The sequence below is a fragment of the Candidatus Pseudomonas phytovorans genome (genome assembly GCA_029202525.1).
GTDB classification, from domain to species: domain Bacteria; phylum Pseudomonadota; class Gammaproteobacteria; order Pseudomonadales; family Pseudomonadaceae; genus Aquipseudomonas; species Aquipseudomonas phytovorans.
Genome location: CP119325.1, coordinates 5561377 through 5575011, shown reverse-complemented (window position 1 = coordinate 5575011; position 13635 = coordinate 5561377). Strand labels below are relative to the sequence as shown.

The window sequence follows — 13635 nt, the reverse complement described above, 5'->3', positions numbered from 1 at the left end:
CCGGGCAGCGCCAGGGTCAGACCGTGCCTGCTGCGCGCAGGCTGGCAATGGCCGCCGCGTCGTAGCCCAGGTTGCCAAGCAGTGCCTCGGTATGTTCGCCCAGGGCCGGGCCGACCCATTCGGTGGAGCCTGGTGTATCTGACAGCTTGGGCACGATGCCGGGCATTTTGAAGGGCTTGCCGTCCGGCAGCTTGGCCTGCAAGAACATCTCCCGCGCCAGGTACTGCGGGTCACTGAACATGTCCTCGGCGGAATAGATACGGCTGGCCGGTACCTCGGCCGTGGTCAGCACCTGCATCAGTTGCTCCAGCGGCAGGCTGTTGGCCCAGCGGTCAATTACCCCGTACAGCTCGTCGCGGCGCAGGTCGCGGCCATCGTTGCTGGCCAGGGCCGGGTCATCGGCCAGGTCGGCGCGGCCGATGGCCTGCATGAAGCGCTTGAAGATTGCATCGCCGTTGGCACCGATCTGCACGTGCTTGCCGTCGGCGCTGGTGTGGATCGAGGAGGGCGTGATGCCGGGCATGATGTTGCCGGTCCGCTCGCGGATAAAACCGAACACATCGAACTCCGGGACCATGCTTTCCATCATGGCGAAGATCGCTTCGTACAGCGCCACGTCCACCACTTGGCCCTGGCCGCCATTGACTTCTCGGTGGCGCAGCGCCATCAGCGCGCCGATTACCCCCCATAAGGCGGCAATCGAGTCACCGATGGAAATGCCGGTGCGCACCGGTGGGCGGTCGTCAAAGCCGGTGATGTAGCGCAGGCCGCCCATCGACTCGCCCACCGCGCCGAAGCCCGGCTGGTCTTTCATGGGCCCGGTCTGGCCAAAGCCCGACAGGCGCACCATGACCAGGCGCGGGTTCAGCGCATGCAGCACGTCCCAGCCCAGGCCGAGTTTTTCCAGTACGCCCGGGCGGAAGTTTTCGATCAGGATGTCGGCCTCGGCCAGCAGGCGCTTGAGAATCTCGCGGCCCTCGGGGTGCTTGAGGTTGAGGGTGAGCGATTGCTTGTTGCGGGCCTGCACGAACCACCACAGCGACGTGCCCTCGTACAGCTTGCGCCACTTGCGCAGCGGGTCGCCACCGTCGGGCGACTCGACCTTTACCACCTGCGCGCCAAATTCGGCACAGATGCGCGAGGCGAACGGCCCGGCGATCAGGGTGCCGAGTTCGACAACTTTGAGGCCGGCGAGGGGTTTGCTGGGCGTCGACATGGGGCATCCGTGGCAATTGGGCAGAGCCGTGGTTTTATCACACGTCGGTTTCGCCGGGTACTGCTGCGGCGCATGGAAGGTGCGGATGGGTTAGACTGTGCCACTTTTCTTTTGCACGAAGCCCCTCGACCATGGCCCAGCCTTCCACCACCTACAAGTTCGAATTGAACCTGACCGACCTTGATCGCAACGTCTACGAAAGCGTCAAGCAGACCATTGCTCGCCACCCTTCGGAAACCGAAGAGCGTATGGCGGTTCGTCTGTTGGCGTATGCGCTCTGGTACAACGAGAACTTGTCGTTTGGTCGCGGTCTGTCGGATGTCGATGAGCCGGCGCTGTGGGAAAAGAGCCTGGATGATCGCGTATTGCACTGGATCGAAGTGGGCCAGCCAGACGCCGACCGCCTGACCTGGTGCTCGCGCCGCACCGAGCGCACCAGCCTGCTGGCCTATGGCAGCCTGCGTGTGTGGGAAGGCAAAGTGGTGCCTGCAGTCAAGGGCCTGAAAAACCTCAACATTGCTGCTGTGCCGCAAGAAGTGCTGGAAACCCTGGCCACCGACATGCCGCGTAGCATCAAGTGGGACGTGATGATCAGTGAAGGCACGGTGTTCGTGACGGATGACCGTGGCCAGCACGAAGTGCAGCTGCAGTGGCTGCTCGGTGAGCGTGGCTGAAGCAACCCATGCGTATCGAACCCCGCCCCCTGCCGCCGACCCTGCCATTTCTGGGTAACCTGCCACCCTTGCTGACCCGTTTGTACGCCGCGCGCGGCGTGCAAAGCGAAGCCGAGCTGGACAAAAGCCTGGCGCGGCTGCTGCCGTACCAGCAGCTCAAGGGCATCGAGGCCGGCGTCGACCTGCTGGTCGAGGCGCTGGACCAGCGCCAGCGCATCCTCATCGTGGGCGACTTCGATGCTGATGGTGCCACCGCCAGTACCGTCGGGGTATTGGGCCTGCGCCTGATGGGTGCGGCCCATGTCGATTACCTGGTGCCCAACCGCTTCGAATACGGCTACGGCCTGACCCCGGAAATCGTCGAGGTGGCGCTGCAGCGTCAGCCACAACTGCTGATTACCGTGGACAACGGCATTTCCAGTGTCGACGGCGTGGCCGCCGCCAAGGCTGCCGGGCTTAAGGTGCTGGTTACCGACCACCATCTGCCGGGCGCAGAGTTGCCCGATGCCGACGCCATCATCAACCCCAACCAGCCGGGCTGTACGTTCCCGAGCAAGTCGCTGGCCGGGGTCGGGGTGATCTTCTACGTGCTGATGGCCCTGCGCGCACGCCTGCGCAGCCTGGGGCGCTACGAGACGCAAGCACAGCCGAACATCGGCGAACTGCTCGACCTGGTTGCGCTGGGGAGCGTCGCTGACGTGGTGCCGCTGGACGCCAACAACCGCATCCTGGTGCACCAGGGGCTTGAGCGCATTCGCGCCGGTCGTGCCCGCCCGGGGCTGAAGGCCATCCTCGAAGTGGCCCGCCGTGATCACCGGCGCATCACCTCGACTGACCTCGGGTTCATCCTCGGCCCACGGTTGAACGCCGCCGGGCGCCTGGACGACATGAGCCTGGGCATCGAATGCCTGCTGTGCGAAGACGCAGTGCTGGCCCAGGATATGGCCCAGCAGCTGGACGACCTGAACCAGGACCGCAAGACCATCGAGCAGGGCATGCAGCGCGAAGCCCTGGCCCAGCTCAAGGACCTGCCTGTCGAGTCGATGCCTTATGGCCTTTGCCTGTTCGATGCCGACTGGCACCAGGGTGTAATCGGTATTCTGGCTTCGCGCCTCAAAGAACGTTATCACCGACCAACCATCGCCTTCGCCGATGCAGGCGAGGGCATGCTCAAAGGTTCGGCGCGCTCGGTACCCGGCTTCCACATCCGCGATGCACTGGATGCTGTGGCAGCACGCCACCCGCAGCTGATCAGCAAGTTTGGCGGCCACGCCATGGCGGCAGGGTTATCGTTGCCTGAGGGTAATTTCCCGGCTTTTGCCGAGGCCTTTGACGAAGAAGTGCGGCGCCAGTTGTGCGAAGACGACCTGACCGGCCGTTTGCAGTCCGATGGCAGCCTGGCGGTAGAAGAGTTTCATCTTGACCTGGCCAAGGCGCTGCGCAATGCCGGGCCGTGGGGGCAGCACTTCCCTGAACCGCTGTTTCATGGCGTGTTTCAGCTGGTGGAGCAGCGCGTGGTGGGCGAGCGGCACCTGAAGGTGGTGCTCAAGAGCGAATGTGGCTCGGTGCGGCTGGATGGCATTGCCTTCGGCGTTGATCGCGAAGTGTGGCCGAATCCGACTGTGCGCTGGGTGGAGTTGGCGTACAAGCTGGATGTGAACGAGTTTCGGGGTAATGAGAGTGTGCAGTTGATGATTGCTCACATGGAGCCGCGCTGAGCCCAACGCGGGGTTCGCCTTGATTTTTGTAGCGTGGCGGAAATCGAGCGCCGCCCGCGCGGCGCTTCGCGGGGCAAGCCCGCTCCCACATTTGTTGCAACGTGCCGAACCTGTCAGGCCATGTTTGCCCGCCTTGGCGCATGGCTTGCGGCAAGCGGGGCGGCTTCAATGCCCACCTTGAAATCCAGTCATGTCAACAAGGCTGACAACCATGGCCTTACAGGCATGGCCACGTTGCAACAAATGTGGGAGCGGGCTTGCCCCGCGAAGCGCCGCGCGGGCGGCGCTCGATCTGATAGGCGACATCACTCTCAAGACGATCACCCCGCACCCCACCCCAAAATCCCATGGAACCTTCCCCCCACCCATTCTGGTCTAGTCTGAAGTTATGACCGGACCTGGGCCAGGGACGTGCAATTGAGTGTCCGGGCCGGATCACCATTGGAGTCCTTGGGAGGTGCCCTCATGAGCCTGCTGCTCGAGCCTTACACCCTGCGTCAGTTGACCCTGCCCAACCGCATCGCTGTTTCGCCGATGTGCCAGTATTCCGCTATCGATGGCCTGGCCAACGACTGGCACCTTGTCCATCTGGGCAGCCGCGCTGTCGGTGGCGCGGGTTTGGTGATCACTGAAGCCGTGGCCGTTACCGCCGATGGCCGCATTACCGCCGAAGACCTCGGCCTGTGGGACGACGCGCAGATTGCCCCGCTGCAACGCATCACCCGCTTCATCACCGCCCAAGGAGCTGTGCCAGGCATCCAGCTGGCCCACGCCGGGCGCAAGGCCAGCACCTATCGCCCGTGGCTGGGCAAGCAAGGCAGCGTCAAACCGGAGGAGGGCGGCTGGCAGCCAGTAGGCCCGTCGAAGATCGCTTTCGACCCGCAACACACACCGCCACACGAGCTGACGCAGGACGAGATCCAGGACGTGATTGCGGCTTTCGTTGCCTCGACCCAACGTGCCTTGCAGGCCGGTTTCAAGGTGGTCGAAATCCACGCCGCCCATGGCTACCTGCTACACCAGTTCCTTTCGCCGCTGAGTAACCAGCGCCGTGACGAATACGGCAGTTGCTTTGAAAACCGCATTCGCCTGACCCTGCAGGTGGTCGAGGCAGTGCGCGAGGTCTGGCCAGCTGAGCTGCCGCTGTTGGTACGGGTATCGGCAACCGACTGGGTGGAAGATGGCTGGAACCCGGATGAAACCGTCGAACTGGCCCGGCGACTGCGCGGCCTGGGTGTCGACCTGATCGACGTCTCTTCCGGTGGCACCTCGGTCAACGCCGAGATCCCTACCGGCCCGGGCTATCAGACCCGCTTCGCCGAGCGCGTGCGCAAAGAGTCGGAAATAGCCACCGGCACCGTGGGCATGATTACCGAACCCGCCCAGGCGGAGCACATCCTGCGCACCGGCCAGGCCGACCTCATTTTCCTCGCCCGCGAGCTGCTGCGCGACCCGTACTGGCCGCTGCATGCCGACGACGACCTGGGCGGCAACAAGGCCACCTGGCCAGCGCAATACCAGCGCGCCACCAGCCGGGCCAACCCGATTCATGAGTCCGATTTGCGAGATTGATCCGAACCTTGCGCGATCCCTGTAGGAGCGGCCTTGTGTCGCGAAAGGGCCGCTCCTACAAACACCGTACAGGCGCTTCAGGCTAGTGCTTGATCATCACATGCCGCACACAGGTGTAATCCTCCAGCCCATACATCGACATATCCTTCCCGTACCCCGAATGCTTCTGCCCGCCGTGGGGCATTTCGCTGACCAGCATGAAGTGGGTGTTCACCCAGGTGCAGCCATACTGCAAGCGCGCCGCCAGGCGGTGGGCGCGGCCGGTGTCGCGGGTCCAGACCGATGAGGCGAGGCCGTAGTTGGAGTCGTTGGCCCATTCCAGCGCCTGTGCTTCGTCGTTGAAGCGGGTGACCGACACCACCGGGCCGAACACTTCGTTGCGCACGATTTCATCGTCCTGCAGGGCATCGGCCAGCACGGTTGGCTCGAAGAAGAACCCGTCGCCCTCAATCGCCTTGCCGCCAGTCACCAGCCGGATGTGCGGTTGGGCGATGGCCCGCTGCACCAGCCCGGCGACCTTGTCGCGATGCTGGGCACTGATCAGCGGCCCCAACTCGGTGTCTTCGGCCTCCTGCAAGCCAGCTTTGAGACTGGCGACGGCTTCGCCCAGGCGTTCGACAAAGCGCTCGTAGATGCCGTCTTGCACGTACAGGCGGCAGGCGGCGGTGCAGTCCTGGCCGGCGTTGTAGAAGCCGAAGGTGCGGATGCCGTCGATGACGGCGTCGATATCGGCGTCGTCGAACACCAGCACAGGCGCTTTGCCACCCAGTTCCATGTGCATGCGTTTCACGCTGTCAGCGGTGGCGCTGATGATGTGCGCACCCGTAGGGATCGAGCCCGTAAGGGACACCATGCGCACCTTGGGGTGGGTGACCAGCGGGTTGCCGACGGTCTGGCCGCGGCCAAAGAGAATGTTCAGTACGCCCGGCGGCAGCAGGTCCTGGGCCAGCTCACCCAGGCGCAAGGCGGTCAGCGGGGTCATTTCAGACGGCTTGATCACCACCGTGTTGCCGGCTGCCAGGGCAGGGGCGATCTTCCAGGCCAGCATCATCAACGGGTAGTTCCACGGAGCGATGGAGGCCACTACACCCAGCGGGTCACGGCGGATCATCGAGGTGTGGCCCGGCAGGTATTCGCCGGCCGCCGAGCCGCCCAGGCAGCGCGCCGCACCGGCAAAGTAGCGGAATACGTCGGCAATCGCCGGGATCTCATCGTTCAGCGCGGCGCTCAGCGGCTTGCCGCAGTTTTGCGATTCCAGCCGGGCCAGTTCATCACCATGGGTTTCAATGGCATCGGCCAGCGCCAGCAAGGTTTGCGAGCGCTCCTTGGGGCTGGTTTGTGACCAGCTGTCGAAGGCCTGGTCGGCGGCGCGCACGGCGCTGTCCACCTGGGCCTCGGTGGCTTCGTTGATCTGCGCCAGGGCCGTTCCCAGCGCCGGGTTGAGTACGGTCCAGACCGGGCCTTGGCCAGCGACCAGTTGGCCATTGATCAGCATCTGCGTTTGCATCGTGGGCTCCTCAAGGGTCATTTGCCACTGCCCGCGACGCTTTCGCCGCCACGGGTCAGGTAATAGGCGCCAAGGATCGGCAGCATGGTCACCAGCATCACCAGCATGGCGACCACGTTGGTCACCGGCACATCGCGCGGGCGGCTGAGCTGGTTGAGCAACCAGATCGGCAGGGTGCGCTCGTGGCCGGCGGTGAAGGTGGTGACGATGATTTCATCGAACGACAAGGCAAATGCCAGCATGCCGCCGGCCAGCAATGCCGAGCCGAGGTTGGGCAGGATGATGTAGCGGAAGGTTTGCCAGCCATCGGCGCCCAGGTCCATTGACGCTTCGATCAGGCTTTGCGAGGTGCGCCGCAGGCGGGCGATGACGTTGTTGTAGACGATCACTACGCAAAAGGTGGCATGGCCGACCACGATGGTGAATACCCCGGGCTCTATACCCAAAACCTTGAACGCCGATAGCAGGGCGATGCCGGTGATGATGCCGGGCAGGGCGATGGGCAGGATCAGCATCAGCGAAATACTCTCCTTGCCGAAGAAGTTGCGCCGATACAGCGCGGCCGAGGCCAGCGTGCCGAGCACCAGGGCAATCAGCGTGGCCAGGCAGGCGACCTGCAGCGACAGCTTGATCGCCTCCAGCACGTCGGGCCGGGCGAAGGCCACGCCAATCCACTTCAGGGTGAAGCCCTTGGGTGGAAAGCTGAATGCCGCGTCTTCGGTGTTGAAGGCGTACAGGAAGATGATCAGTATCGGGAAATGCAGGAACACCAGCCCGCCCCACGCCGCCAGGCGTAGCCCTGTAGACGCTTTTTCAGAGTGCATCGAAGGCCCCCAGGCGCTTGACGATGGACAGGTACACCGCAATCAGCACGATGGGGACCAGGGTGAACGCGGCGGCCATCGGCATGTTGCCGATCGCTCCTTGCTGGGCATAGACCATGCTGCCGATGAAGTAGCCGGGCGGGCCGACCAGCTGCGGCACGATGAAATCACCCAGGGTGAGCGAGAAGGTGAAGATCGAGCCGGCGGCGATGCCCGGGATCGACAGCGGCAAGATCACCTGCACAAAGGTTTGCCCAGGCCGTGCGCCAAGGTCCGCCGAGGCTTGCAGCAGCGACGGCGGCAGGCGCTCCAGTGCGGCCTGGATCGGCAGGATCATGAACGGCAGCCAGATGTACACAAACACCATGAAGCGCCCCAGGTGGGAGGTCGACAGCGTGCTGCCGCCCACACCCGGTACCGTCAACACCAGCTGTAGCAGGCCGTCCAGATGCAACTGCTGGACGAACCACTGGGCTACGCCGCCCTTTGCCAGCAGCAGGGTCCAGGCATAGGTCTTGACGATGTAGCTGGCCCACATCGGCATCATCACCGCAATGTAGAAAAACGCCTTGGTCTTGCCGCTGGTGTAGCGCGCCATGTAATAGGCAATGGGGAAGGCCAGTACAGCGCTGGCCAGCGACACTGCCACCGCCATGCCCAGGGTGCGCAGGATGATGTCGAAGTTCGACGGGTTGAACAGCGCGGCGAAGTTGCCCAGGGTCAGGTCCGGGGTCACCGCCATGGTGAAGTCGTCGAAGGTATAGAAGCCCTGCCACAGCAGGTTCAGCAACGAGCCCAGGTAGATGGCGCCGAACCACGTCAGCGGGGGTATCAGCAGCAAAGCCAGATACAGGTTGGGGCGCCGGTACAGCAGGTTGGACAGGCTGCGCAGTGTGCTCATGTCAGCGGGCCTCGGTTTCCTGCAGTAACGTCATGGCCTCGCGCGGCCAGTGTGCCTGCACCCGCTGCCCGGGCTGCCAGGCGTGGGCCTGCGCTTGCCAACGGTCGTTGGCCTGGCTGACCGCCAACAGCTGGCCGCTGTCCAGTTGCAGCTCGAAGCGGGTGGCACTGCCTTGGTACTGCACATCGCGCAACAGGCCGCTTACCTGCACTTCGTGGCTGGTGACCACCAGGTCGCCCAAGCGGATGTGCTCTGGGCGGATGGAGAAGGGCGCCGGGCTGCCGTTGAGCTGCATGGCCAGCTCGCCACGCACCACGTTGGACGTGCCGACGAATTCGGCAACGAAGGTGGTCGCGGGCTTCATGTACAGATTGCGCGGGGTGTCGACCTGTTCGATACGGCCGCGGTTGAACACTGCGACACGGTCGGACATCGACAGGGCTTCGGTCTGGTCGTGGGTGACGAAAATGAAGGTGATACCCAGCTGGCGTTGCAGCTTTTTCAGCTCGCCCTGCATCTGTTCGCGCAACTTCAGGTCCAGCGCGCCCAGCGGTTCATCCAGCAGCAGTACCCGCGGCCGGTTGACCAGCGCACGGGCCAGGGCGACACGCTGGCGCTGGCCACCCGACAGTTGCGCCGGCTTGCGCGCGCCATAACCTGCCAGGGCCACCATGGCCAGGGCTTCTTCGGCGCGGCTGTAGCGTTCGGCCTTGGCCACGCCTTTTACCTTCAGGCCGTAGGCGATGTTGTCCAGCACGTTCATGTGCGGGAACAGCGCGTAGTCCTGGAACACGGTGTTGACGTCGCGCTGGTAGGGCGGCACGCCAGCGGCCTCCACCCCATGGATGCGGATCGAACCGCTGGTGGGTTGCTCGAAGCCTGCGATCAGGCGCAGGCAGGTGGTTTTGCCCGAGCCGGAAGGGCCGAGCATGGAGAAGAACTCGCCATCGATGATGTCGATGCTGACCTGGTCGACGGCCTTGACCTCGCCGAAGGTGCGGGAAACCTGGGTGAACTGGACGGCTAGGGGCATGCGTGGGCTCCAGGAATCAGTGTTTTCCTGCGCTGGCCCCTTCGCGGGCTCGCCCGCTCCCACAGGTTGATCACCGCCTGTGAGGGTGGCGCTTCACCTGTGGGAGCGGGCGAGCCCGCGAAGAGGCCAGCACAGGTATTCAGGCAACCTCAGCGCCCACCCATGATCGCAATGTAGTCCTGGGTCCAGCGGCTATACGGCACAAACTTGCCACCCTGGGCCTGCGGCGTTTTCCAGAAGGCAATCTTGTCGAAGTTGTCGAAGCCGTTGGTCTTGCACCCCTCGGCGCCCAGCAGTTCGCTGCCGGTGCACGCCGCCGGCACCGCCGGCAACGAGCCGAACCACGCCGCCACGTCACCTTGCACCTTCGGCTGCAGCGACCAGTCCATCCACTTGTAGGCGCAGTTGGGGTGCTTGGCCTCACTGTGCAGCATGGTGGTGTCGGCCCAACCGGTCGCGCCTTCCTTGGGAATGGTCGAGGCCACTGGCTGGTTCTCGGCCTTCAGGCCATTGACCATGTAGCCCCAGGAACTGGAGGCCACCACGCCTTCATTCTTCACGTCGCTCATCTGCACCGTGGCGTCGTGCCAGTAACGGTGTATCAGCGGCTGCTGCTGGCGCAGCAGTTCCAGCACGGCCTTGTATTGCTCCTCGTTCAGCTCGTAAGGGTCTTTGATGCCCAGCTCGGGCTTGGCCGACTTCAGGTACAGCGCTGCGTCGGCGATGTAGATCGGCCCGTCGTAGGCCTGCACGCGGCCTTTGTTCGGCTTGCCGTCGGGCAGGTTCTGCGGCTCGAACACCACACCCCAGCTGGTCGGGGCCTGCTTGAAGGTATTGGTGTTGTACAGCAGCACGTTCGGCCCCCACTGGTAAGGGGTGCCGTAGACCTGCTTGTCGACCACGTACCAGCCGCCGTTCTGCAGGCGCGGGTCGATGTTCTTCCAGTTGGGGATCAGCGCAGTGTTGATCGGCTGCACGCGCTTGCCCACGATCAGCCGCAGCGAGGCATCACCCGAGGCCGTGACCAGGTCATAACCGCCCTTGGTCATCAGGCTGACCATCTCGTCCGAGGTGGCGGCCGTCTTCACACTGACCTTGCAGCCGGTTTCCTTCTCGAAGCCGGTCACCCAGTCGTAGGCCTTGTCGCTTTCACCGCGCTCGATGTAGCCAGGCCAGGCGACGATATCCAGGCGCCCCTCGCCAGCCCCCACGGCCTTGGGCGGTTCGGCAGCCTGCAGGCTGGCGCTGGCCAGCATGGCACCGGTCATGGCGCCGAGCAATGCGGTCTTGTGCACTGACATGGTGTTCCCTCTTCTTGGAGATTTTGGTCGCGGCAGTGGTCGAGTCTAGTTGGCTTTTTGCCAGCCAATGCAACATCCGGAAGCAAATGCGTACATGGCTTGTGGTCGGGCAGGCCTTACTCTGGCGATTGAATCTTCTTACGTGGAGACACACGAATGAACACCCGCGGCTTGCTCGATCAACTCCTCAAATCCGGCCAGCAAATGCTCGAAAAACAGGGGGGTGGCAACAAGTCCGGCAGCGCTGCCGGTGGGCTTGGCGGGCTGTTGTCCGGTGCCGGTGGTGGCCTGTTGGGTGGGGGCGCTCTGGGCCTGTTGCTGGGTAGCAAGAAGGCCCGAAAGTACGGCGGCAAGGCATTGACCTACGGTGGCCTGGCTGCGCTGGGTGTGCTGGCCTATAAAGCCTACGGCAACTGGCAGGCCAATCAACGGACTAACACTGGCGAACCTCAAACCGTCGATCGCCTGCCGCCTGCCCAGGTTGAGCAGCACAGCCAGGCGGTGCTGCGGGCGTTGGTGGCGGCGGCCAAGTCCGATGGCCATATCGATGAGCGCGAGCGGGCGCTGATCGAAGGCGAGTTCACCCGCCTGGACAGCGACCGCGAACTGCAGCACTGGCTGCATGCCGAGCTGAACAAACCGCTGGACCCGGCCGAAGTCGCCCGTGCCGCGCAAACGCCGGAAATGGCCGCCGAGATGTACCTGGCCAGTGTGATGATGGTTGACCAGGAAAACTTCATGGAGCGTGCCTACCTCGACGAACTGGCCCGCCAACTGCGCCTGGACCCGGGCTTGCGCCAAGAGCTGGAAAGCCAGGTGCGGTTGGCGGTAGCGTAGCAACTGCGCTTGCCATGGCATTTTCTGCGCCTGTGAGATCGAGCGCCGCCCGCGCGGCGCTTCGCGGGGCAAGCCCGCTCCCACATTTGTTGCAACGTGGCCATGCCTGTGGAAGCGGCGTTGCCCGCTGTGGTGAATGTCTCAAGACAGGCGGGGCGGCGGATGCGCCAGTCGAGAAACCCAGTCAGGGCAACAAGGCTGGCAACCATGGCCTGACAGGTTCGGCACGTTGCAACAAGTGTGGGAGCGGGCTTGCCCCGCGAAGCGCCGCGCGGGCGGCGCTCGATCTTACAAACGCTGAAAATGCCATGGCCTGCACTTGGCGGCCATTGCTCCCAACTCCCACATAATCACCCGCATAAGCGTAAGGCCTCTGGGCTATACTTCAGCGATTTTTCCCGCTCGTTGTGAATTCCTGAGGGCTGAATGTGAAAAACTGGACCTTGCGCCAACGGATCCTGGCAAGTTTCGCCGTGATCATCGCCATCATGCTGCTGATGATCGTGGCCGCCTACTCGCGGTTGGTGACCATCGAAACCGCCGAAGAGGCGGTGGGGACCGACAGCATTCCCGGGGTCTACTACAGCTCGATGATCCGCAGCGCGTGGGTCGACAGTTACGTCACCAGTCAGCAACTGGTGGGCCTGTCCAATCACCGCGAAATCACCTCGGCTGACATGGAGCTGTTCAAAAGCTTCGAAGACCGACTGAAACAGCACATGGCCAGCTACCAGGCCACCATTCAGGGAAAAGACGACCAGACTCGCTTCGACAGCTTTGTGCAGCAGGAGCAGGCCTACATGAAGATCGTCGGCCAGGTGCTGGATACCTACCGCCAGCACGATTACGCCGAAGCCGAACGGCTGATTATCGAAGTGTTGACCCCTGCCTGGGTTGACGGGCGCAAGCACCTGAACGAAGTCATCGAGAACAACCGGGCTTCAGCCGACGCGGCCACCAACGAAATCGTCAGCGCTGTGAATACGGCCAAGGGCAGCATGGTGGTTTCGCTGTTACTGGCCATCGTTGCAGCCGGGATCTGCGGCCTGCTGCTACTGCGCGCCATCACCGCGCCTGTGCAGCGCATCGTCCATGCCCTCGACAAGCTGCGCTCGGGCGACCTGAGCATGCGCCTGAACCTGGACCGCAAGGACGAGTTCGGCGCCATCGAAAGCGGCTTCAACGAAATGGCCGAGGCAATTGCCACCCTCGTAGCCCAGGCCCAGCGTTCGTCTGTGCAGGTAACCACCTCGGTGACGGAAATCGCCGCCACGTCCAAGCAGCAGCAGGCCACTGCTACCGAAACGGCGGCCACCACCACGGAAATCGGTGCCACCTCGCGGGAAATCGCCGCCACCTCGCGTGATCTGGTGCGTACCATGACTGAAGTTACCTCCGCCGCTGATCAGGCTTCCAGCCTGGCCGGCTCCGGCCAGCAGGGGCTGGCGCGCATGGAAGAGACCATGCACCAGGTGATGGGCGCTGCCGACCTGGTCAACGCCAAGCTCGGCATCCTCAACGAAAAGGCCAGCAACATCACCCAGATGGTGGTGACGATCGTCAAGGTTGCCGACCAGACAAACCTGCTGTCGCTCAACGCCGCCATCGAAGCGGAAAAGGCCGGCGAGTACGGCCGTGGCTTTGCTGTGGTGGCCACTGAAGTGCGCCGCTTGGCCGACCAGACCGCGGTGGCCACCTACGACATCGAGCAGATGGTGCGCGAGATCCAGTCGGCGGTGTCGGCCGGGGTCATGGGCATGGACAAGTTCTCCGAAGAAGTGCGCCGAGGCATGTTCGAAGTGCAACAGGTGGGCGAGCAGCTTAGCCAGATCATTCACCAGGTGCAGGCCTTGGCGCCGCGCGTGCTGATGGTCAATGAAGGCATGCAGGCCCAGGCCACCGGTGCCGAGCAGATCAACCAGGCGCTGGCCCAGCTCAGCGATGCCAGTACCCAAACCGTCGAGTCGTTGCGCCAGGCCAGTTTTGCCATCGATGAGCTGAGCCAGGTGGCCGCGGGCCTGCGTGGCGGCGTGTCGCGCTTCAAAGTCTGAC

Annotated in this window: 11 protein-coding genes; 5 read left to right on the top strand and 6 right to left on the bottom strand. The window is 63.7% G+C overall.

Features of this window, described 5'->3' with window-relative positions:
• Positions 1-16 precede the first annotated feature (16 nt).
• A complete protein-coding gene (locus tag P0Y58_24595) occupies positions 17-1216 on the bottom strand; it encodes a CaiB/BaiF CoA-transferase family protein (GenBank protein ID WEK30031.1) in 1200 nt (399 codons plus the stop codon).
• Between the two features lie 131 nt (positions 1217-1347).
• Between P0Y58_24595 and P0Y58_24590 the strand changes: the two genes are divergently transcribed.
• From P0Y58_24590 to P0Y58_24580, 3 genes are all read left to right on the top strand, one after another.
• Positions 1348-1890 (top strand): YaeQ family protein, encoded by a 543-nt coding sequence (locus P0Y58_24590; GenBank protein WEK30030.1) that lies wholly within the window; start codon positions 1348-1350, stop codon positions 1888-1890.
• Positions 1891-1898: 8 nt separating this feature from the next.
• A complete protein-coding gene (gene recJ, locus P0Y58_24585) occupies positions 1899-3608 on the top strand; it encodes a single-stranded-DNA-specific exonuclease RecJ (protein WEK30029.1) in 1710 nt (569 codons plus the stop codon).
• A 465-nt stretch (positions 3609-4073) separates the two neighbouring features.
• Complete coding sequence (locus tag P0Y58_24580) at positions 4074-5180, top strand: NADH:flavin oxidoreductase/NADH oxidase (GenBank protein WEK30028.1); 1107 nt, start codon at positions 4074-4076, stop codon at positions 5178-5180.
• Positions 5181-5262: 82 nt separating this feature from the next.
• Here the strand turns inward: P0Y58_24580 and P0Y58_24575 are convergent, their stop codons facing one another.
• From P0Y58_24575 to P0Y58_24555, 5 genes are all read right to left on the bottom strand, one after another.
• Positions 5263-6687 (bottom strand): gamma-aminobutyraldehyde dehydrogenase, encoded by a 1425-nt coding sequence (locus tag P0Y58_24575; GenBank protein ID WEK30027.1) that lies wholly within the window; start codon positions 6685-6687, stop codon positions 5263-5265.
• Positions 6688-6704: 17 nt separating this feature from the next.
• Positions 6705-7511 carry an ABC transporter permease gene (locus P0Y58_24570; GenBank protein WEK30026.1) on the bottom strand — a complete coding sequence of 269 codons (807 nt, stop codon included), beginning with the start codon at positions 7509-7511 and terminating at the stop codon, positions 6705-6707.
• Positions 7501-8412: an ABC transporter permease gene (locus tag P0Y58_24565; GenBank protein WEK30025.1), complete on the bottom strand. Its 912-nt coding sequence runs from the start codon at positions 8410-8412 to the stop codon at positions 7501-7503. Before P0Y58_24565 ends, P0Y58_24570 begins: the two co-directional genes overlap by 11 nt.
• 1 nt (position 8413) lies before the next feature.
• Complete coding sequence (locus P0Y58_24560) at positions 8414-9445, bottom strand: ABC transporter ATP-binding protein (GenBank protein WEK30024.1); 1032 nt, start codon at positions 9443-9445, stop codon at positions 8414-8416.
• A 149-nt stretch (positions 9446-9594) separates the two neighbouring features.
• Positions 9595-10746, bottom strand: coding sequence for an ABC transporter substrate-binding protein (locus tag P0Y58_24555; protein ID WEK30023.1), 1152 nt, complete (start codon positions 10744-10746; stop codon positions 9595-9597).
• Between the two features lie 156 nt (positions 10747-10902).
• Between P0Y58_24555 and P0Y58_24550 the strand changes: the two genes are divergently transcribed.
• Together P0Y58_24550 and P0Y58_24545 are read left to right on the top strand one after the other, a co-directional pair.
• Entirely contained in the window at positions 10903-11583 is a 681-nt protein-coding gene (locus tag P0Y58_24550) for a tellurite resistance TerB family protein (GenBank protein WEK30022.1), read from the top strand.
• Positions 11584-12011: 428 nt separating this feature from the next.
• Complete coding sequence (locus P0Y58_24545) at positions 12012-13634, top strand: methyl-accepting chemotaxis protein (GenBank protein WEK30021.1); 1623 nt, start codon at positions 12012-12014, stop codon at positions 13632-13634.
• The last annotated feature ends 1 nt before the right edge of the window (position 13635 follow it).